Raw genomic sequence first — 19930 nt, forward strand, 5'->3', positions numbered from 1 at the left:
CCCTGCCGGAGTGTTGCGGACACCCCTGACGGCTGTTAATCGCCTTCCGCCAACAGCTGTTCACGCAGCTTGAACTTTTGAATCTTGCCGCTCGGCGTCCGCGGCAACTCCTCGACGAGCCGCAAAAATTCCGGCCAGTAGTGGTTTGCCACCCCCTTTTCGCGCAAGAACGCCTGCAGGCGCGACAGCGTCAACGGCTCGCTGCCCGGTTTTTGCACGATAAAGGCGCAGACCCGCTCCTGCAGCCGCGGGTCCGGCTTGGCGACCAACGCCGCCGCCTGCACGTCCGCATGCTCATGCAGGACGTCCTCCAGGTAACTGACCGGAATGTTTTCACCGCCGCGGATGATGATGTCTTTCGTCCTGCCTGTGATCTTGATATACCCGTCCTCATCCATCACGGCTCGGTCACCGGTCCGAAACCAACCGTCCTCCGTAAACGACTCCTGCATCAATTCTGGCTGATCTAAGTATCCGACAAACAGGGTGGCCCCACGGCACTGCAGGTCTCCCTCTTGCCCGGGCGGACACAGGCTGCCATCGCGGGCGACGACGCGCACCTCCAATCCGGGAAAGACAACGCCGTCGGTGGTGGTCAGCTTCTCTAGCGGATCGTCCGGTCTGGTCACGGTCACGAGAGCGTTCTCGGTCTGTCCCCAGCCGGCCAACACCTTGCAATTCGGAACTACCGCCAAGGCCTGGCGGATGACCGGACGCGGAATGGGCGCGCCGTAGCAGCCCCAGATGCGCAGCGACGAGACGTCGTATTCCCGCAGATTGGCGGCGTGAATGAAGTCGTACAAGAACGGCGTCGCTCCGTTGGTGACCGTGATGCGGTGAGCGGCGACCAGCCGGACGAACTCCTCCGGGTCCCACACGTCCTGATAGACCGCCGTCGCCCCGAGCATGGTCGGCAGCAGCACCCCATACAAGAACCCGGTCTGGTGCCCGAAGGTGGAGGCCATGTGAAACACATCGTCCACACCGACCTGCATCCGCTTCGCCCATGCCACGATGGGCCCGTTGAGCGTGTTGTGAGTATGAATCACCCCTTTGGGCATGCCGGTCGTCCCGGAGGTGAAGATGAGTTCTGCGGGGTCATCCGGGGAAGGCCGGAACGCGTCCAGGTCTGCGTCGTCTCTGCCCTCCTCAAAAGCGTTTTCCATGAACGATTCCCAGCTGTCGGGCTGCGTTCGGCCGACCACCAGGACGTTGTCGCCCAGTGGCACGCGCCCGGCGACCTCGCGGAGCATGGCTGGGTAATCAAAACCGCGAAACTCTCTCGGAATCACGATGAGCTTTGGCTGCGCCTGGCGGAGCATCACCTCCAGCTCGCGGCCGCGATAAATGGGGATGAGCGGATTGGATATGGCGCCGATGCGGGAACAGGCGTAATGCAAGATGATCCACTCGCACCAATTGGGCAATTGGAAGGACACGACATCCCCCGCGCGGATGCCCATTTCCAACAAGCCGAACGCGGCGCGGCGGACCTTGTCTGCGAGTTCCCGATACGTATACCGATGCAACGGATCCAAAATCGCGACCTTGTCTGGCAATCGCTGCGCCGCCTCGGCCAGAAAGTCGGACACCGTCTTGTCCGGCCAATGGCCTTCGCGGCGGTACACGTCCCGCTGCGCGGGCGGATGATGGAACCACCACGTTTGCACGTGCGCACACCTCCGTATGATGCTGCAAATTGCAGACCGCGAGATCGCCCGCCGCTGGGCATGCGGCCCGCTGAGGGCAATTGTTGGCGCGACCTCACAGGTTCACATCGGCAACGATTGCGCTTCTAGTGAACCATACACCCCATTCTCCCGAATTATGACGAAAAAATGAAGAGAGACAGGAGAAATTCTCCTGTCTCCCGCTCATTCCCACAACGGCCGACGCTCAGGAAGGGGCGTCCCTGTGTCTGCGTCCAGACGGCCCGCGGCGCCCGTCCAGCCAAATCACAGGCCCTGCGGTCTCCGCTCGCGGCCTCGGCGGCGGTGCGTCCAACGCCGATGGGGCCGCTTCTGCCCCTTGCTCATCGGCGGCCTCCTCAAGCCACACCCACTCGGGATCCACGCCCCGCCGGAGCCCTTCCAGCACGGCCACCGACTCCGGCGCCACGTCGCCGAGGTTTAGCTTCGTCCCCAACTCCGCGAGCAGGCGGAATTGCAGGAGCCGACTGGGGGTTTTCAGGATCAGCCGGTTCTGCAACGGACCGACGCCCTCCAGGATATTGGCGAGGCGACGTTTTTGCCGCCCCCACCACATATCGTCGGCCCCCCTGGGCCCATACGGCAGCGGCAGCAAAATGTAATCCGCCCCCGCCTGCAGGTCGGCGTGCAGGTGGCGGACGACCGTGTCCACGCTCGCGCCGGCCGCGCGCCGCGGCACCTGCGACAGCACCAACAGTCCCAGCGCGTGCGCGCGGCGAACGACGTCCCGGCGCTGACGCGGGCCCATACGCTCCGGTTCATCCGCCATGATCAGCGCCCGCAACCCTGCCTCAGCCACAGACTGGATATACGCGGGCAAAGCGTCCTGATCCCAGGCCGCGGCGAACGCCTGGCCGCTGGGACAGGCCAACACCCCGTACTCCTGGCACAAGCACACCTTATCCATAACCCATTCGGGCGCGCGCATCACGGCGTGGCACCCGGACAACAACCAGAAATCGATGCCTTCAGCGGCTGCCTGCAAGCAGTCGCGCATGCCCGCCGAGGTCATCCCATCGTCGAGCACCACTGTCAGCCCGGCAATCCGAGGTTTCCCGACTCGTTCGCGCAGCGACTGGCGCATCCAATCCGTCCAATGTGCACGGTCCACCGTCACACCTCCCGAGGCCCCAATTTGCCTACACCAGCATATGGGCGGGAAAAGGGGAAGGTGTCATTCCTCCGGGCGCCAGATGGTCCGCGTGTCGACAGCAAAGTGCTGCATCACGTCGGCCACAAAGGACTGGGTCCCCAACAACAGCAAGCCGTCCGCCGGCTCAACGCGAGCCCGCGCTGTGTCCAGCGCACGCGTCACGTCCGGCACCCACTCGCTGCGCATGCCGAGGGCGCGCGCTGCGCGGCAGAAACGGTCATCAAACCGCAGGTGCGGGTTGCTGGCCCGGGTCCACACCACCCACTGCACGTGCTCCCGGAGCACGCCCAGCACGCCCATCCCGTCCTTGTCCACAGGAATGGCGAGCACGGCCCCAAACCGCTGCACCGAGCCGCGGCGCTTGGCCGATGCGGCCCAGGCTGCGACGTGCACAGCCGTTTCGCGGTGTACTGTGCCATCCACCAGCACCAGCGGACGCCGGTCTATCACTTCCATGCGGCCCGGCAACCGAATGCGCCTCAGGTCAATCTCTTCCGGCAGCAACGCTCTCAGGCCCTGTCGCTGTTTCACCACCCGCCTGGCCGCTGCCGCGGCCACAGCGGCGTTGCGGGCGAGGAAATCGGGAACCACCGGCAGGCGGATGCAGGTTTCGTCTCCGGCGGCAAAACGCACCCGCACCCGTACCTCGTCCCTATCCGGCGGCACATCCACGCCGGCCGAAAAGTCGCGGCCCAGCAGCTGCACATCCGTCCCCTCTGGCCAACACCGGCGCCACACCGCCTGCACCGTCTCCGACTGAGGGTGGCTGACCAGCCAACGGGTCTCCGCCCGCAGGACCCCCGCCTTTTCCCGCGCCACGTCGGGCAACGTCGGCCCCAGCTCCCGCGCGTGTTCCAGGAACACGGGTGTCAACAACGCGCCTTGATGACGGACCTGATTCACATCGTCGTGCAACGCCCCGCGCCCGAGTTCAAACACGTTGACATCCGTCTGCTCGTCAGCAAACCACAGCGCGGCCACGCACGCCAACAGGCCCACCGGCCCGATGTATTGATTGGGAGGCACAGGCAACCGTCTCGCTTCGTCGTACACCTGTGTCATCCAGTGTACAAACGCCGCTTCCGGCATCACCTGTCCACCCAGACGAATCCGCTCCATGAAGTCGATCAGGTGCGGGCTGGTAAACAGCCCCACGCGCAAGCCCAGCAGCTGGAGAATGGCCGCCAGAAGAATCGCATTCGATCCCTTGCCCTTGCTGCCGGTGACAGCCACGTTGAACGCAGCCGCATCCGGATTCGCCAACTCCGCCAGGAGGCGTCCGGTCCACTCTGGATGGCGCACCACCCTGTCGGGCCCATCTGGCAGCAGCGGGCGCGCCCGGTTCAACCATTCGTAAATCAGCGCGATGGCTTCCCGTGTTGTGTATCGTTGCCCTGTTTCCAATCCCATCTGTTGTCTCCCCGTTCGTCTCGGCTGCGGTCAAATCTCCCGCCAGTGTACCACAACCTGCCGCGCCTGCCGCCCGCTGCACACAGTGGGCACACCCGCACCCGGGCAACTGCATGACATCTATCTATAAAGTCGTATAATACCTATAAACGGATCTTGACGAACGGCGGATAGGGGATCTCTCCCTGGCTGCGCCGTCCAGATAAGTGAGGAACGGGTGGAATGGTAAAACTGAAAGACTGGCATTGGCCGACTCACGGCGCGCGTGCCGTGGCGCTGCTGGTGCATGGAGCCGGCGAGCACTGCGGCCGCTATGAGTGGTTGGCTTCGCAATGGCAGCGGCGACGATACGCCGTCCTCGGCACCGACTTGCCGGGCCTGGGCCGATCCGGCGGTCGCCGCGGACACATCGATTCCTTCGAACAATACCTGCACGTGGTCGACAGGCTCGTCCGCCGGGCGGACGAACTGTACCCCAACGTCCCTCACATCCTGTTTGGCCACAGCATGGGCGGTCTGATTGTGGTGCGCTACCTGCAAACGCGCCCGCAGGCGCAGCACAGCCTGCGCGCCGCCGTCTTGTCCTCCCCCTGCCTGCAGCTGTCCATGACTGTACCCCGCTTGAAGGCGCGCATGGCCACCGTGTTGGACCGAGTCTGGCCGCGCCTGCAGCAACCCAACGGTATTCAGGCCGATGCCATCAGCCGCTCTGCGGATGTGGTCCACTCCTACGCCCGCGATCCGCTGCTGGTGCAAACCGTCAGCGTACGCTGGTTCATGGAGCTGCAACGCGCCATGGCGGCCGCGACCGCCCACCCAAGCCGCTTTTCCATACCGGTATTGATTCTCCAGGCGGGTGCGGACAAACTTGTCTCGCCGGAGGCGTCCCGGCGCTTTGCCGACCAGCTGCGGGCCCCCAACAAGCGGTTTCTCTTGTTCGAGGCGTGCTATCACGAGTTGTTCAATGAACCGGAGCGCGAGCTGGTGTTTGCGGAAATGGTCAAGTGGCTGGATGAGGTGATGGCCACGCCGCCCGCTGAAGCGGTGCAAACGTAGCGGCCGCTGCGAGGGGACGGGCGGCCGCTTGGGTGCCGTGCCATCCCGGCCGCAGCCGACGCCTCAGAACCGTCCGGACCTCAGGATGGACCAGATGAGCCAAACCAGCATGGCGAAAATCAGAATGAGGCCCACGTCCGTGGCCGGCACCCCGAGTACGGGGAGCTTCGGATCGGTCAGCGAGGAGGCAATCATCCAGGCTGCCACGAGGATACTGATAGCCAGAACCATCAGGCTGAACGAGAGTCGATTGCCAATCCTGTCCAGATTGCGCAACACCTGTTCCAATTCGGGCACGCGCAGGTTCAATTCAATCGGGCCGCGCCGCAGTTGCTGGAGCACGTCCTGGAGGACGCGGGGCAGCTCGACAGCCCATTCGGAGAGCACTCCCGCGCCACGCAGCAACCGTCTCGCGGCCGCCGCCGGGTTGGTCCTTTCCCACAGCAGCCGGCGCCCAAACGGTTCCGCAATGTCCATGATGCGGAAGCTCTCATCCAGGTTCTCCACCACACCTTCAATGGTCAGGAGCGTCTTGCCGACCAAGGTGAGGTCGGCCGGGATTTCGATGCGGTGCTTGTACGCCACCGTGAAGATGTCCTTGACAGACTCTCCCAAGGAAACCTCGGACAAGGGCACGTCGTAATACTTTTCCCGCAGGTCGTCAATGTCGCGGCGCACCTTCACCATGTCGACGTCCGGCGGCACCACCCCCATGCGCGTGAGCGCCCGCACAATCTGGTCGGTGTTGCGGCGCATCAGCGCAATCACAAGCGAGGTCAGGTGATCCCGCATCTCAGGCGTCAACCGGCCGACCATGCCGAAGTCCAGAAACAGGATGCGGCCGTCCGGCAGCGCTGCCAGGTTGCCGGGGTGCGGATCGGCATGGAAAAAGCCGCGAATCAGCAACTGCTCGAAAACGGCCCGTGAAGCCCGCGCCGCCAACTCCGATAAATCGAATCCCTGCTCGCGCAATTTTGCCACGTCACCGAGCTTTGTCCCCTGCACGTACTCCATCACCAACACGCGCGAGGTGGTGTAAGACCAATACACCTTTGGAATGTAGACCTCCGGGTTACCACGGCTTTCCCGGGCTATGCGTTCGCAGTTGCGGGCCTCCGCGCGGTAGTCCAACTCTTGCAGGACGGTGCGGGAGAGCTCTTCCACCATGTCGCTTACGCGGTAGTGTTTGGCCACACTCAGGTGCCGCTCCGCGCGCCAGGCGAGATCCGCCAAAATCTCAAGGTCGACACGAACCTGCTGCTGAACCCCGGGCCGTTGTACCTTGACCGCCACCACCTCGCCGCTCCGGAGCACCGCCCGGTGCACCTGACCCAAAGAAGCGGCCGCGACAGGTTCAGCCTCGAACATGGCAAACACGTCTTCCAGAGGACAGGAGAGCTCGTCCTCCACGATGGCCTTGGCATCCGCGAAGGAAAACGGCGGCACCTGATCCTGCAGCTTCTCCAGCTCGAGAATCAGCGGTTCCGGCAACAGGTCCCGGCGCAGACTCGCCACCTGACCCACCTTGATGAACGCGGGACCGAGCTCCTCCAGCATCCTGCGCACCCGCCGCGGCATGCTGGGCCGGGGCGTGGGCGGATTGTCACCGGAGGCAAACCATTTCCCGGGCAGCCGCAGCACGTCGTGTAGACCCAGGCGCGCCACCAGCCAAGCGAACCCGTTGCGCACCAGGATCTGCGCGATCGTTCGATAGCGGTTGAAATGCCGGACCTTGCGTGGGACCATGCTCTCCCTCCTCGACCCTCCCATTGTACCGTATCTTGCACAATCGCGCGGTGTGGCGCAGTGGACCATTCGGAACCAAAGCGCTCGCGTCAGTAGGCCGTCAGGAGATACGCAACCATGGCCAAGAGCATCAGGACGAGACACGCGCTCAGGAGGATGGGGAAGCGAAAGGCGGATTGAAACTGACCGGAGTTGATGCCGCGACGTTTATGAAGGTAGCTCCAACACGCGTAGATCGCGGCCACCAAGGCGATGAAAATCGTGAACAATCCGATCCCGCGAACCAGGGCATCGGAGAACGGATGCATCTCGCGCGCGAGTTCAAAGTGCAGGCTCGTGGTCACGAAGCCAATGCCCAAAATCGCGATGATGGTGCGAATCCAGGCCAGAAACGTCCGCTCGTTGGCCAAATGCTGCTGGACGTATTTGGATTCCTCAGGCCGTGGCACGCCATACCCTCCCATCCTCTGGTCGATTGTGGTATAAAAGAGAAGCAAGAGCGCAAAACAACGCGCCAACGCACGGTAATTCCGACTGCGGCTCACACAAGCCGAAAGGAGAAATTGCGTGGAAAGTCACGTCCTGCCCGTACTTCTCATCGTCATCCTCGTCGCGTTCGGCCTCTACCGGCGCGTCCGCCGCACCGTCACGTTCCAACCCATCCAGCGCCGGCGAATGATCATCCGCTCCCTGCTGTTCGTGCTCCTGCTCGTGTTGTTTGTGGGGACGGCAGCCAAGACCGACCTATCCTACGGGGTGATGGGCATCGGCATCCTGGCCGGGCTGGCCCTGGCCTGGGTCGCAGCGGCCACCACCCGTTTTGAAATCCGGAACGGGATATGGCATTATCGGCCCAGCGGCTGGGTGAGCGGTGTGGTGCTGCTGCTGTTCATCGGCCGCCTCGCCTACCGGTTGTTGGAATTGTACCACAGCGAAGACCTGGCCGCCGCGTCCAATGGCCAGCCCGCTCACTTGCAGGCGAACAACTATACAAGCGACCCTTGGACACTGCTCGCCTTTTTCATCTTATTCTCGTATTACGCGGCCTACTTCGCGTATCTGCTGTGGAAGGAGAGGCGGCTGGAGACGTCGGGGCAGGAGACCGGCGGATAGGCTGCGGCAGCACGCCCAGGCTTTCGCCCGGCGTGGCCTGCGGAATCGGCGCCGCCAATGCCAGACGGCATACAGGCCAAGAGGCGGCACGCGGACGATTGGTCTACCGAGTGGAAAGCGCCGCAGGTCAATCCTGCGGCGCCACTCGTTCTACACGGGGCTTGTTCAACCAAGGCCGAAGCACCATCGATACGCACTCCACATTGTATTCCCGCCAAGCGAGGGTCATCTCGTCGGCCACCCGCAAGGCCACCTTTTCGTTGTCGCACCAAGCCAGCAGCGAAGGTCCGGCCCCGCTCAACGTGAGTGCCTTCGCTCCTTGCCGCACCGCCGCGCGGCGCACATCCTCAAACCCGGGTATCAGCTGACGGCGGTACGGCTCATGCAGCCGGTCGCCAAAGCCAGCCCGCAGCCCGTCCAGTTCCCCGCTCGCCAAGGCCAGCATGAGGCGCGCGGCCTGCGCCACGTTGTACACCGCATCAGCCATGGAGACTTGCTGCGGCAGCGCTTTGCGCGCCTTTTCCGTCGGCAATGGAAAGTTGGGCACGCCGACCGCAAACACCAGCTGCTCCGGTATGGGTAGAGGCGTGTACGGTGGGCCGTAGCCATCCGCCGCACACAGGCACCCTCCCCCAAACAGCGCGGGCGCCACGTTGTCCGGGTGGCCTTCCAATTCTGTCGCCAGTTTCAGCAGAGCCGCGTCATCCAGCGCACGCTCCGGGTCAAAGTGTTGGACCAAGCCATTGCCGAGCAGGAGGCCGCCGACAATCGCGCTGGCGCTAGAGCCCAATCCCGCCGCGATAGGGATGTGGTTGTGCGCGCGGATGCAAAACTCGGCAGGTACGCGTGTTGCCCCCGCCCGCTCGAACAAAAGCTCCATCGCCTGCACGATCACGTTCTCACGCGTGAGCGGAAGCTGGTTTGCCGCCTCTCCTTCCATTGTGATGGCAAACGGGCGGCCGGTCTCCACCTCGATTTCATTGAACAGGGCCAGCGCCAGCCCCATGCAATCGAACCCAGGCCCCAGATTGGCCGAGGTGGCAGGAACCCGTACGCGCAGGCGCAGGCGCAGGGTTGAGCTGGCTTGATCCCGTGCTGTCATCGCTGCATCCATGTCTACCGCCATCCTGCCCTTCTCACAACCGCTTTTCCAAGACCCGCCGCACGGCCGACAATTCTGCATCCACGACTTGCGCCGACGCCGCCGCGATGCGGGTGGCCGAATCGGGGTCTTTCAGTCCATTGCCGGTCAGCACGCACACCACCGTCTCGCCCGGGCTCAATTGGCCGGTGCGCGCCAACTTCAGCAGCCCGGCCACGGACGCCGCCGATGCTGGTTCCGCAAACACGCCTTCTCCTGCAATCAGACGGTACGCTTCGCGAATCTCGTCGTCGCTGACGGAGCCGATGGCGCCCCCGGATTCCTTGGCCGCGTTCAGAGCCAGTGCCGCGGACGCTGGATTGCCAATGCGAATGGCGGTGGCAAACGTCTCCGGGTGCTCAATCGGGTGCCCCACCACCAAAGCGGCAGCCCCTTCCGCCTCGAACCCGTTCATCTTCGGAGTCGAATTCACCACGCCCGCCCTGTGGTAAGCCGTGAACCCTTGCCAATAGGCGCTGATGTTGCCCGCGTTGCCAACCGGAATGCACAGCCTGTCCGGGGCGCCGCCGAGCGCGTCGCAAACCTCGAAGGCGGCCGTCTGCTGGCCCGCCAACCGGTGCGGGTTGATGGAATTGACCACCGTGACCGGCAGAACATCAGAGAGTTCCCGCACCAGCTGCAGCGCTTCATCGAAGTTGCCCCGGATGGAGACGACCTCGGCCCCGTAGATGGCCGCCTGCGCCAGCTTGCCGAGCGCCACCTTGCCCTCGGGAATCAGCACAATCGCGCGCACCCCGGCCCGGGCCGCGTAGGCCGCCGCGGAAGCCGACGTATTGCCGGTGGAGGCACAAATGACCGCTTCCGAACCCTGCTCCAAAGCCTTGGCGACGGCCAGCACCATGCCCCTGTCCTTGAACGATCCGGTCGGGTTAGCGCCCTCATACTTCAAGAACACGTCACAGCCCGTGCGCCGGCTGAGGAGAGGCGACGGAATCAATGGTGTATTGCCTTCGCACAGGCTGAGTTCCGGCGTCTGCTCGGTCACCGGCAACCACTCCCGGTAGCTCGACAGAATCCCCGGCCAGCGCCTGTGCTGTGTCTGCGGGTTGATCATCAACAGGCTCCTCCCCTGTCCGCACGGTGTATAGAAAGTCGCGGTCTTTCTTCACCCATCCACAGCCAGCGGCAACATGGCGGCCCCGCTTGTCTCCTGATGGGCCGTGGCTTCGCCTTCTGAGTCCCCCGGCTCCACAGGCATCACGCTGCAGACCTTCCGTACGCTGGCCAACTGCCGCAAGGCGGCCAACACCTCGCGCAATCGCCGCGGCGGCGTCCGGTGCGTGACAATGACAATCTCGGCGCAGTTGTTATCGACCCGTTTTTGCAGCACCGACTCCATGCTCACGTCCACTTCGCCAAACAGGCCGGCAATCTGCGCGAATACCCCCGGCTGATCGGCGACCAGCAGCCTGAGGTAGTGGCGCGCCGGTTCCATGGAAGACGCGTCCACCCGCTTGTGCGACAGACAGACCTGCGGCGCCATCTGCACGACACCCAGCCGCAGGTTGCGCAGCACCTCAATCAGATCGCCGACCACGGCGCTGGCGGTCGGCAGCGAACCCGCGCCGCGACCGAAGAACATGAGGTCACCGGAGGCGTCGCCGCGTACGAACAGGGCATTGTACGAATCGGACACGCTGGCCAAGGGATGGTCCTGCGGCACCAGTGTCGGCCGCACCCGCAGGGCCAACTGTCCGCCGCGGTCGGTGGCCGTGGCCAGCAGCTTGATCACGGCGCCCAGCTCCTGCGCGTACTGGACGTCGCGCGCGGACACGGAGCGGATGCCCTCCACCTCGACATCCTCCAAGCGCACCTGAGTGTGAAACGCAATCGAGGCGAGGATGGCCAGCTTGCGCGCGGCATCCAGGCCATCCACGTCACTGGACGGATCGGCCTCGGCGTATCCCAGGTCCTGGGCCTCTCTCAGTGCATCCGCAAATTCGGCGCGGGTCTCCGTCATGCGCGTCAGGATGTAGTTCGTGGTTCCGTTCAGGATTCCCTTCAGGTCGGTGATGTCGTTGGCCGTCAGAGATTCCTTGAGCGGGCGAATGAGCGGAATCGCGCCGCCCACCGCCGCCTCGTAGTACACGTCCACCCCCGCCTTGGCCGCCGCCTCCCAGATCTCCGGGCCATGGCCGGCAATCAGGTCCTTGTTGGCCGTCACGATGTGCTTGCCGGCCGCGATGGCGGCCAACAGCATCCGCCTGGCGTCCTCCACGCCGCCTATCGTCTCGATGACCACGCGCACATCCCCGTCCTCCAGGATGTCCTCCGGCCGCGTGGTGACATGGATGCCGGCCAGGTCCACAGCCCGCGGTTTCGTCACATCGCGCACCAAAATGTGCTTCAAAACCGGGCGCATGCCGGTCAAAGCCTGAATCTTGCCGGCCCGGCGCCGCAGCAGCTGCACGACGCCAGATCCGACCGTTCCACACCCGAGCAATCCAACCTGTACGTCCATCAGCCGACCGCCGCCTTGCTGCGCCGTTGCTCGTAATCCGCTATGGCGGCCTCGTGCTGCAGGGTCAAACCGACATCATCCAGACCGTTCAGCAGCTTGTGTTTGCGCTGTGGATCGATGTCGAATGGGTAACTGTTTCCATCCGGCAGCTCCACGCGCTGCTTCTCCAGGTCCACCGTCAGGCTGTACGGATGACCCGCACCGACAGTGAACAGGTGCTGAATGGTTTCGGACGCCAAAACCACCGGCAGCAGCCCGTTCTTGAAGCAGTTGTTGTAAAAAATGTCCGCAAACGAAGGCGCCAAAATGACCCGAATCCCGTAGTCGGCCAACGCCCAGGCGGCGTGTTCACGGGAGGACCCGCAGCCGAAGTTGTCGCGCGCCACGAGGATGCTCGCCCCCGCGTAATCCGGGTGGTTGAGCGCAAACTCCGGATTGGGGGAGCCATCGTCCAGGTACCGCCAGTCGTAGAACAGGAACTGGCCAAAACCACTCCGCTCAATCCGTTTCAAAAACTGCTTCGGTATAATCTGGTCGGTATCGACGTTCACCTTGTCGAGGAACGCCGTTTTTCCTTCATGCCGGACGAGCGGCTCCATGACCTGCACCTCCTGTGTTTGATCCGGCCGCCGACGGCGACGGCGACCCATTGAGAAACTCGCGCACATCGACAAAGTGACCCGCGATGGCCGCGGCAGCTGCCATCGCCGGACTGACCAGGTGCGTACGCGCTCCCTTCCCCTGACGGCCCTCGAAGTTGCGGTTGGACGTCGAGGCGCACCGCTCCCCGGCCGGGACAAAGTCCGGATTCATGGCCAGGCACATGCTACAACCCGGCTCCCGCCATTCAAAACCAGCCGCGCGGAAGACCTCGTGCAGCCCCTCCGCCTCCGCTTGTTCCTTGACCCGCTTCGAGCCGGGTACCACCAGGGCCCGCACCCCGGGCGCCACCCGCCGGCCTTTGGCGACCGCCGCCGCCAGCCGCAAGTCCTCAATCCGGGCATTGGTGCACGAGCCGATGAACACGTGCTGCACGGACACATCGGTCAAACGCGTGCCCGGGGTCAACCCCATGTAGGCGAGCGCCTGCTCGGCCGCCTGGCGCGCGACGGGTGAAGCGAAGCTGTCCGGGCTCGGTACCACATCGTTCACACCCAGGCACATGCCCGGGTTGGTGCCCCAGGTGACCTGCGGTTCCAAGTCCGCCACATCCAATTCAATCACCTTATCAAACTCGGCGCCCTCGTCCGTGCACAGCTGCTTCCACGCCTCGACGGCCCGCTCGAACTCCGCTCCCTGCGGCGCGTAGGGCCGGCCCTGCAGGTAGGCAAAGGTCTTCTCATCCGGCGCGACCAAGCCGGCCCGGGCGCCAGCCTCAATCGCCATGTTACACATGGTCATGCGGCCTTCCATGCTCAGGCTCCGCACCGCCTCGCCCGAAAACTCAATCACATAGCCGGTGCCAAAATCGACACCGTAACGGCCAATCACCGCCAGGATCACGTCCTTCGCCGTGACCCCGGCTGGAAGCTGCCCGTTCAGGCGCACATTCAGCGTCTTCGGCCGCACCTGCCACAGACACTGGGTGGCCAGCACATGTTCGACCTCGCTGGTCCCGATGCCGAACGCCAGGGCGCCGAAAGCGCCGTGGGTGGAGGTGTGGCTGTCGCCGCAGACAATCGTCTTGCCGGGCTGTGTCAGGCCCAGCTCCGGACCAATCACATGCACGATGCCCTGATCGCGGCTGTTCAAATCGGCCAACGGAATCCCGAACTGCCGGCAGTTGTCCGCCAACGTCTGGATCTGTTTGGCGGCAATGGGATCGCGCACGTCGAAAGGATTGTCCGTCGGCACATTGTGATCCATGGTGGCAAACGTCAAATCGGGCCGGCGCACCTTGCGACCTGCCAAGCGCAGAGCCTCAAACGCCTGCGGCGACGTGACCTCGTGGACCAAGTGCAAGTCGATGTAGATGAGGCTTTGACTGCCTTCCTCCACCACTACGTGTTGTTCCCAGATTTTATCGAACAGCGTCTTCGGCCGCGCTGTGGACATCGATGATTCCCCTCCCTTGCCCTTCCAATCGAGTCTTCAAAACGTCCAGCACCTTGTCGGTCATCTCGCCGGTACCCAGCGGACCCCGCGCCGAATTTGTCACGCCCCCGCCCATCAGGTCGGCCGTCCGCCAGCCGGCGGCGAGGACGTCACGCACAGCCTGCTCTATCGCGTCCGCAGCCTGCGGCAGCTCCAAGGAATGCCGAAGCATCAAGGCCGTCGACAAGAAGGTGGCCAGCGGGTTGGCCTTGTTCTGACCGGCGATGTCGGGGGCCGATCCGTGCACGGGCTCGTACAACCCGGGCCCCCCGCTGCCCAGACTGGCCGACGGCAACAAACCAATGGACCCCGTAATCATGGCTCCTTCGTCGCTCAAGATATCACCAAACAGGTTTTCCGTCACCAGCACGTCAAACTGGCCCGGGTTCTGAATCAACTGCATGGCCGCGTTGTCCACCAAGAGGTGATTGAGCTGCACGTCCGGATACTCTGGAGCCAGCCGCTCCGCCGTCTCTCGCCAAACCCGGCTCGATTCCAACACGTTCGCCTTGTCCACGGAGGTCAACCTGCCGCGGCGCTGGCGGGCGAGTTCAAACGCGAGACGCAAAATCCGCTCAATCTCCCCCTGCGTGTACACCAGCGTGTCGACCACTTCCAGTCCACCATCCACCTGCCGGCGTTCCCGCGGTTGACCGAAATACAGACCGCCCGTCAGTTCGCGGACAATCACAAAATCAGCGCCACGAACCACCTCTGGCCGCAACGGCGACGCGTCGACCAGACTGGGGAAGACCGTGATGGGCCGCAGGTTGGCGTACACCCGCAGCGCCTTGCGAATGCCCAGCAGACCCGCCTCCGGGCGCTGGTGCCCAGCCCCCTGATCCCACTTGGGTCCGCCAACAGCCCCCAGCAGCACCGCATCGCTGTCTTTGCACAGTTCCACCGTCTCCTGCGGCAACGGTTCGCCCGTCTCGTCAATCGCCGCGCCGCCGATGAGACCGTGCCTGAACTCAAACCGCTCCCCGGTCCAAGCTGCCACAGCGTGCAGAAGCCGTACCGCCGCCGCGGTCACTTCCGGCCCGATGCCATCGCCCGGCAGAACCGCAATCCGTTTCGTCATCCGACTTCCACCACCTTGCCGCGGCTGGGCAGCTGCAACCGATTCACGGCGTCCAGGAACGACTTGGCCGACGCCGCCAACACATCGTTGTCAATCCCGCGTCCGCTCGTCTCCCGTCCGCCCGACTCGACACGCACGTACACCTCGGCCAACGAGTCCTGGCCGCCCGTCGTCGATTGGATGCGGTAATCGAGAAGGGTCACGGGACTCGCAACAATCCGCTCAATCGTGTTGAAAATCGCCTCGACGCTGCCATTGCCGGTGGCCGCTTCGCAGACCACGGAGCCGTCCGGACAGCGCAGACCCATGGTCGTCGTCGTCAAGGCCGATCCGTACGACACCTGCAAGAACTCCAGCTCAAACCGCGCCCCCGTCGGCTCCGCCTGCGCGTCCAGGGCGAGCGCCAGGATGTCATCGTCCGTGACCTGCTTCTTTTTATCGGTCAGCGCCTTGAACGCCACAAACAGCTCGTTGAAGCGTTCTTCGTCCAGTTCCAGCCCCAACTCCTTGCACCGCTCACGGAACGCGTGCCGCCCGGAGTGCTTGCCCAGCACCAACGAGTTGGAGGACAGGCCCACCATCTCCGGCTCGATGATTTCATAGGTCAGCGTGTTCTTCAACACGCCATCCTGATGGATGCCCGACTCGTGGGCGAAGGCGTTGGCACCGACCACCGCCTTGTTGGCCGGCACCGACATCCCGGTCAGCTTGCTGACCAGTCGGCTGGTACGCACAGTCTGGCGCAGGTCCAGCCGGGTGGCGGCTTGATACGCGTTCTTGCGGATGGCCAATGCCACCGCCACTTCCTCCAAGGCGGTGTTGCCGGCCCGCTCACCGATGCCGTTGATGGTGCCCTCAATTTGGTCCACGCCCGCTTCAATCGCCGCCAGAGTGTTGGCCACCGCCAGCCCCAGGTCATCGTGGCAGTGGGCCGACAGTTTGACCCTATCGATGTTCGGTACGTGCTCACGGATGTAGCGGAACAACCGCCCGTACTCCTCCGGCGTGGAGTAGCCCACCGTATCTGGCAGGTTGATCACCTTGGCGCCAGCGTCAATCACCTTTTGAATGATATGAACCAAAAAGTCCCAATCGCTGCGCGTGGCGTCCTCGGCCGACCACTCCACCAGCGGGAATCTCTGCGCCCCATAGCGCACGCAGGACACCGCCGCTTCAACGACCTCTTCCGGCTTCATCCGCAGTTTATATTCCATATGAATGGGCGAAGTGGCGATAAAGACATGCAGGCGCGGCTGGCTGCCCTCGCGCAGCGCCTCCCAGGCCGCATCAATATCCTTCAAGTTGGCGCGCGCCAACCCGGCCACCGAACATCCCTTGACGGCGCGGGCAATCTGGCGCACCGCCTCCAGGTCACCCTGGGACGCCGCCGGAAATCCCGCTTCGATGACATCGACGTTGTACTTTTCCAGCTGCAGGGCGATTTCCAGCTTCTCGTGCGGGTGCAGGTTTACACCGGGCGACTGCTCCCCGTCCCGCAGCGTGGTATCAAAGACCTCAATGTTCCGCATCGGCCGCCACCTCTGCTTTCGCCATCGGCACTCCCGTCGTCTGCCGACGAATGAACGGCATCATCTCGCGCAAGCGGCGTCCGACCACCTCCACCGGATGCTGCTGTTCACGCCGGTTGATGGCGTTGAACTGAGGACGCCCCACCTGGTTTTCCAGAATCCACCCTTTAGCAAAAGTTCCGTCCTGGATTTCCTTCAGCAGGCGGCGCATTTCCGCTCTCGTCTCCTCGGTGACAATCCGCGGGCCGGCGGTGAAATCCCCCCACTGCGCCGTATCCGAGATCGAATAGCGCATGTATTCCAATCCGCCTTCGTAAAGCAGATCGACAATCAGCTTCATCTCATGCAGACACTCGAAATACGCAACTTCCGGCTGGTATCCGGCCTCGACCAGGGTCTCGAATCCCGCCTTGATGAGCGCCGAGAGCCCTCCGCACAACACGGCCTGTTCACCGAACAAATCCGTCTCCGTCTCCTCGGCGAAGGTGGTCTCCAACACGGCCGCGCGCCCGGCGCCGATGCCTTTGGCATAGGCCAACGCCAGCTCGCGCACGCCCCCTCCGGCCACCTCCTGCCCCACCGCAAACAGGGCAGGCACGCCGCCGCCTTCCACAAACACGCGCCGCACCAGATGGCCGGGCCCCTTGGGAGCGACCATAAACACGCCCACCCCATCGGGAGGAACAATCTGGCTGAAGTGAATGTTGAACCCGTGCGCGAACGCCAGGCACTTTCCAGGCGTCAAATTGGGCTCAATCTCACTGCGGTACACCTGCGGCTGCCGCTCGTCAGGGAGCAGAATCATGACCACATCGGCCCGCTTGGTCGCCTCAGCGACCGAATAGACCGCAAACCCATCTTCCTCCGCCTGCTGCCAGGAGCGGCCCGGGCGCAGCCCGATGATGACATCCACTCCATTGTCCCTCAGGTTCTGCGCGTGAGCGTGCCCCTGCGATCCGTACCCTACAATCGCCACCGTACGTCCGGACAAGGCGTTCAGTTCCATATCTTTGTCGTAATACACTTTCACCATGATGCCACACCCTTTCTGTTTTGCTGGAATTAGACCCACAAGGCGTTGCTCTTCGCGAAGCGGGCAATCTCCTGCACCGTCTCGCTGTCGCGCGTCATGCTGGTCAAGCCGGTCCGCGCGAGCTCCTTGATGCCGTACGGGCGCAACAGCGCCAGCAAGGCGTCAATCTTCTCCGGCTTGCCAGTGGCCTCAATGGTCACCGAATCACGTCCCACGTCGATGACCGAGGCCCGAAACGGTTCAATCAGGCTCGTCAGCTCCGCCCGAGTCGGGATGGGGCTGTGCACCCGAATCAACACCAGTTCACGGGCGACAATCGGCTGGTCCGTGATGTCCTGGACCTTCAACACGTCAATTTGTTTCGACAACTGCTTAATCACTTGTTCCACAATCCGTTCGTCTCCGGTGGCCAGGACAATCGTCATCCGCGACTGACCGTCGATTTCGCTTGGGCTGACCGTCAGGCTCTGAATGTTAAAGCCCCGTTTCAGGAACAGGCCCGTGATGCGGTTGAGGACGCCGGTGCGGTTGTTGACCACCACGTTCAAAATCCGGGCATTCATGGTTTCACCCCTATCATCTCGTGCAGGCCACTGCCCGGAGCCACCATCGGGTAGACGTTCTCCTCCGATGTGACCCGACACTCAATGAGCACAGGGCCAGGCTGCGCCAACGCCTCGCGCAGGATAGCGGCGCAACTTTCCTCGTCCTCCACCCGGTATCCTGGAATGGCGTACGCCTGCGCCAGCTTTACATAGTCCGGTTGGAATGAGAGCAAAGAATGGGAATAGCGCCCCTGGTAAAACAGTTCCTGCCACTGTCTGACCATGCCCAACGCCGAGTTGTTCAGCACGATCACCTTGATCGGCAGCTGGTACTGGGCCACCACGGCGAGCTCCTGCACCGTCATCTGAAACCCGCCATCGCCGAGCACGGCGGCCACCACCCGGCTGGGATCCCCGAGCTGGGCGCCGATAGCAGCAGGCAGACCGAATCCCATGGTTCCCAAACCGCCCGACGTCACAAAACGGTTGGGCTCCGCAAACGAATAGAACTGCGCCGCCCACATCTGGTGTTGACCGACGTCTGTCACGACAATCGCCTCCCCGCGGGTGGCGCGGCAAATCTCCTCCACCACCCACTGAGGCTTGAGCCCGCTGTCGTCCCGCTCGTACCAGAACGGGTAATCCCGCTTGAGCTCCAGGAGATGCGAAACCCAGTCCTCATAGTGGCCCGGGCCGGTACACTCCTGCAGCAGCACTTCCAGGGCGCGGCCGGCGTCTCCGACCACCGGAATGTCCGTTTCGACGTTTTTGCCGATTTCGGCCGGATCGATATCAATGTGGGCGACCTTGGCCCGCCGGGCGAAGTGATTGAGATTGCCAGTCAGGCGGTCGTCAAAGCGAGCCCCAAAGTTGATCAGGAGGTCGGTTTCGTACAGCGCGTGGTTGGCGGCAAACGTGCCGTGCATGCCTCCCATGCCCAGGAACAGCTCATGATTACCCGGAAAGCCTCCCAACCCGAGCAGGGTGTGGACCACCGGAATCCGCGTCCGTTCGGCAAACTGGCGCAGCAGAGTGTGCGCGCGAGCGTGCAGAATACCGGCTCCGGCGAGGATTACGGGCCGGCGCGCTGTTGCCACAGCGGCGGCCAATTTGCGCAGTTGCAGCCGGTTGGGCTCTATGGTCGGCTGGTAGCCGGGCAGGCAAACCGGCGCGTCATAGTGAAACACGCCTTTGGCGCTGGTAATGTCCTTGGGCAGGTCGATGAGTACGGGCCCGGGACGACCCGTGGTGGCAATGTGGAAAGCCTCTTTAATCACCCGCGGCAGCTCCGCTACATCACGCACCTGATAGCTGTGTTTGGTGACGGGCATCGTGATGCCGAGCACCGAAGCCTCTTGAAACGCATCCGTGCCGATGACCGCGGTCGCCACTTGACCGGTGAAGACGACCAGAGGCAACGAATCCATCATCGCATCCGCCAGACCGGTGACCAAATTGGTCGCGCCCGGCCCCGACGTCGCGAGCACGACTCCAGGCCGCCCGGTCACGCGCGCGTAGCCCTCGGCCGCGTGAATGGCCCCTTGCTCGTGACGGGGCAAGATGTGCCGAATCCCACACTGGTAGAGGGCGTCGTATACGGGAAGCACCGCCCCTCCGGGATAGCCAAACAGAACCTCAACTCCCTCCCTGCGCAGTGCTTCCACCAGCATCTCGGCACCGGTCAGTTCCAGCGCACTGTGCACCTGCCGCCCCTGCGCCTGCGGACTGGGCTCGGCACCCGATTTTTCCGGCATCGGTTTTGGCGCTGCGGCTTCCGCTCCCGTACTCATAATTTCTCTCCCTCCATCTCTGTTTGTCGGCCCCGCTGCAGCGGGGAT

17 protein-coding genes are annotated in these 19930 nt (G+C 63.5%); 2 read left to right on the top strand and 15 right to left on the bottom strand.

From position 1 onward, the window contains the following. Positions 1 to 35 precede the first annotated feature (35 nt). The 3 genes from AK2_RS11740 to AK2_RS11750 all read right to left on the bottom strand — a co-directional run bounded on the left by AK2_RS11740 (position 36) and on the right by AK2_RS11750 (position 4272). Positions 36 to 1670, bottom strand: coding sequence for an AMP-binding protein (locus tag AK2_RS11740; protein WP_067934604.1), 1635 nt, complete (start codon positions 1668 to 1670; stop codon positions 36 to 38). 226 nt (positions 1671 to 1896) lie between these two features. Beyond that, a complete protein-coding gene (locus AK2_RS11745) occupies positions 1897 to 2820 on the bottom strand; it encodes a phosphosulfolactate synthase (protein ID WP_067934605.1) in 924 nt (307 codons plus the stop codon). 63 nt (positions 2821 to 2883) lie between these two features. Continuing rightward, complete coding sequence (locus AK2_RS11750) at positions 2884 to 4272, bottom strand: folylpolyglutamate synthase/dihydrofolate synthase family protein (protein ID WP_067934607.1); 1389 nt, start codon at positions 4270 to 4272, stop codon at positions 2884 to 2886. 222 nt (positions 4273 to 4494) lie between these two features. On the opposite strand from AK2_RS11750, the gene AK2_RS11755 reads away from it, so the two are divergent. Beyond that, complete coding sequence (locus AK2_RS11755; RefSeq protein ID WP_067934610.1) at positions 4495 to 5328, top strand: alpha/beta hydrolase; 834 nt, start codon at positions 4495 to 4497, stop codon at positions 5326 to 5328. A gap of 63 nt (positions 5329 to 5391) precedes the next feature. Here AK2_RS11755 and AK2_RS11760 read toward each other — a convergent pair whose 3' ends face one another. Together AK2_RS11760 and AK2_RS11765 are read right to left on the bottom strand one after the other, a co-directional pair. Continuing rightward, entirely contained in the window at positions 5392 to 7074 is a 1683-nt protein-coding gene (locus tag AK2_RS11760) for an ABC1 kinase family protein (protein WP_067934611.1), read from the bottom strand. A gap of 89 nt (positions 7075 to 7163) precedes the next feature. Further along, positions 7164 to 7523 (bottom strand): YidH family protein, encoded by a 360-nt coding sequence (locus AK2_RS11765; protein ID WP_067934614.1) that lies wholly within the window; start codon positions 7521 to 7523, stop codon positions 7164 to 7166. 118 nt (positions 7524 to 7641) lie between these two features. On the opposite strand from AK2_RS11765, the gene AK2_RS11770 reads away from it, so the two are divergent. Then, positions 7642 to 8187, top strand: coding sequence for a CcdC protein domain-containing protein (locus AK2_RS11770; RefSeq protein WP_067934615.1), 546 nt, complete (start codon positions 7642 to 7644; stop codon positions 8185 to 8187). Between the two features lie 127 nt (positions 8188 to 8314). Here the strand turns inward: AK2_RS11770 and thrB are convergent, their stop codons facing one another. From thrB to ilvB, 10 genes are read right to left on the bottom strand one after another with little or no spacing between them, the layout of a single operon-like run. Next, entirely contained in the window at positions 8315 to 9301 is a 987-nt protein-coding gene (gene thrB, locus AK2_RS11775; RefSeq protein ID WP_245632890.1) for a homoserine kinase, read from the bottom strand. A 22-nt stretch (positions 9302 to 9323) separates the two neighbouring features. Then, positions 9324 to 10403, bottom strand: coding sequence for a threonine synthase (gene thrC / locus AK2_RS11780; protein WP_067934616.1), 1080 nt, complete (start codon positions 10401 to 10403; stop codon positions 9324 to 9326). Positions 10404 to 10454: 51 nt separating this feature from the next. Continuing rightward, the gene (locus AK2_RS11785; RefSeq protein WP_083521145.1) at positions 10455 to 11810 is read right to left on the bottom strand and encodes a homoserine dehydrogenase; all 1356 of its coding nucleotides are present in this window, start codon (positions 11808 to 11810) and stop codon (positions 10455 to 10457) included. Continuing rightward, on the bottom strand, positions 11810 to 12409 hold the full coding sequence (gene leuD, locus AK2_RS11790) for a 3-isopropylmalate dehydratase small subunit (RefSeq protein WP_067934618.1): 600 nt from the start codon (positions 12407 to 12409) through the stop codon (positions 11810 to 11812). The genes AK2_RS11785 and leuD overlap by 1 nt, the downstream gene beginning before the upstream one ends. Then, the gene (gene leuC, locus AK2_RS11795) at positions 12387 to 13865 is read right to left on the bottom strand and encodes a 3-isopropylmalate dehydratase large subunit (protein WP_083521146.1); all 1479 of its coding nucleotides are present in this window, start codon (positions 13863 to 13865) and stop codon (positions 12387 to 12389) included. Before leuC ends, leuD begins: the two co-directional genes overlap by 23 nt. Continuing rightward, a complete protein-coding gene (gene leuB, locus AK2_RS11800; protein WP_067934621.1) occupies positions 13831 to 14985 on the bottom strand; it encodes a 3-isopropylmalate dehydrogenase in 1155 nt (384 codons plus the stop codon). Before leuB ends, leuC begins: the two co-directional genes overlap by 35 nt. Then, positions 14982 to 16514, bottom strand: coding sequence for a 2-isopropylmalate synthase (locus tag AK2_RS11805; protein WP_067934623.1), 1533 nt, complete (start codon positions 16512 to 16514; stop codon positions 14982 to 14984). Before AK2_RS11805 ends, leuB begins: the two co-directional genes overlap by 4 nt. After that, positions 16501 to 17547, bottom strand: a complete 1047-nt coding sequence (ilvC, locus tag AK2_RS11810; protein WP_067934626.1) for a ketol-acid reductoisomerase — start codon at positions 17545 to 17547, stop codon at positions 16501 to 16503. Before ilvC ends, AK2_RS11805 begins: the two co-directional genes overlap by 14 nt. A gap of 29 nt (positions 17548 to 17576) precedes the next feature. After that, a complete protein-coding gene (gene ilvN, locus AK2_RS11815; protein ID WP_067934628.1) occupies positions 17577 to 18110 on the bottom strand; it encodes an acetolactate synthase small subunit in 534 nt (177 codons plus the stop codon). Further along, a complete protein-coding gene (ilvB, locus tag AK2_RS11820; RefSeq protein ID WP_067934671.1) occupies positions 18107 to 19762 on the bottom strand; it encodes an acetolactate synthase large subunit in 1656 nt (551 codons plus the stop codon). The genes ilvN and ilvB overlap by 4 nt, the downstream gene beginning before the upstream one ends. Between the last annotated feature and the right edge of the window lie 168 nt (positions 19763 to 19930).

It is taken from the genome of Alicyclobacillus kakegawensis NBRC 103104 (genome assembly GCF_001552655.1).
Taxonomy (GTDB): Bacteria; Bacillota; Bacilli; order Alicyclobacillales; family Alicyclobacillaceae; genus Alicyclobacillus_G; species Alicyclobacillus_G kakegawensis.

Bases quoted from the DNA above. Each gene is read 5' to 3' on its own strand.
- AK2_RS11785 (WP_083521145.1), bottom strand. From the start codon at position 11,810: ATGGACGTACAGGTTGGATTGCTCGGGTGTGGAACGGTCGGATCTGGC.
- thrC (WP_067934616.1), bottom strand. From the start codon at position 10,403: ATGATCAACCCGCAGACACAGCACAGGCGCTGGCCGGGGATTCTGTCG.
- leuB (WP_067934621.1), bottom strand. From the start codon at position 14,985: ATGACGAAACGGATTGCGGTTCTGCCGGGCGATGGCATCGGGCCGGAA.
- AK2_RS11760 (WP_067934611.1), bottom strand. From the start codon at position 7,074: ATGGTCCCACGCAAGGTCCGGCATTTCAACCGCTATCGAACGATCGCG.
- AK2_RS11750 (WP_067934607.1), bottom strand. From the start codon at position 4,272: ATGGGATTGGAAACAGGGCAACGATACACAACACGGGAAGCCATCGCG.
- leuC (WP_083521146.1), bottom strand. From the start codon at position 13,865: ATGTCCACAGCGCGGCCGAAGACGCTGTTCGATAAAATCTGGGAACAA.
- AK2_RS11755 (WP_067934610.1), top strand. From the start codon at position 4,495: ATGGTAAAACTGAAAGACTGGCATTGGCCGACTCACGGCGCGCGTGCC.
- ilvN (WP_067934628.1), bottom strand. From the start codon at position 18,110: ATGAATGCCCGGATTTTGAACGTGGTGGTCAACAACCGCACCGGCGTC.
- ilvB (WP_067934671.1), bottom strand. From the start codon at position 19,762: ATGCTGGTGGAAGCACTGCGCAGGGAGGGAGTTGAGGTTCTGTTTGGC.
- AK2_RS11805 (WP_067934623.1), bottom strand. From the start codon at position 16,514: ATGCGGAACATTGAGGTCTTTGATACCACGCTGCGGGACGGGGAGCAG.
- leuD (WP_067934618.1), bottom strand. From the start codon at position 12,409: ATGGAGCCGCTCGTCCGGCATGAAGGAAAAACGGCGTTCCTCGACAAG.
- ilvC (WP_067934626.1), bottom strand. From the start codon at position 17,547: ATGGTGAAAGTGTATTACGACAAAGATATGGAACTGAACGCCTTGTCC.
- thrB (WP_245632890.1), bottom strand. From the start codon at position 9,301: ATGGATGCAGCGATGACAGCACGGGATCAAGCCAGCTCAACCCTGCGC.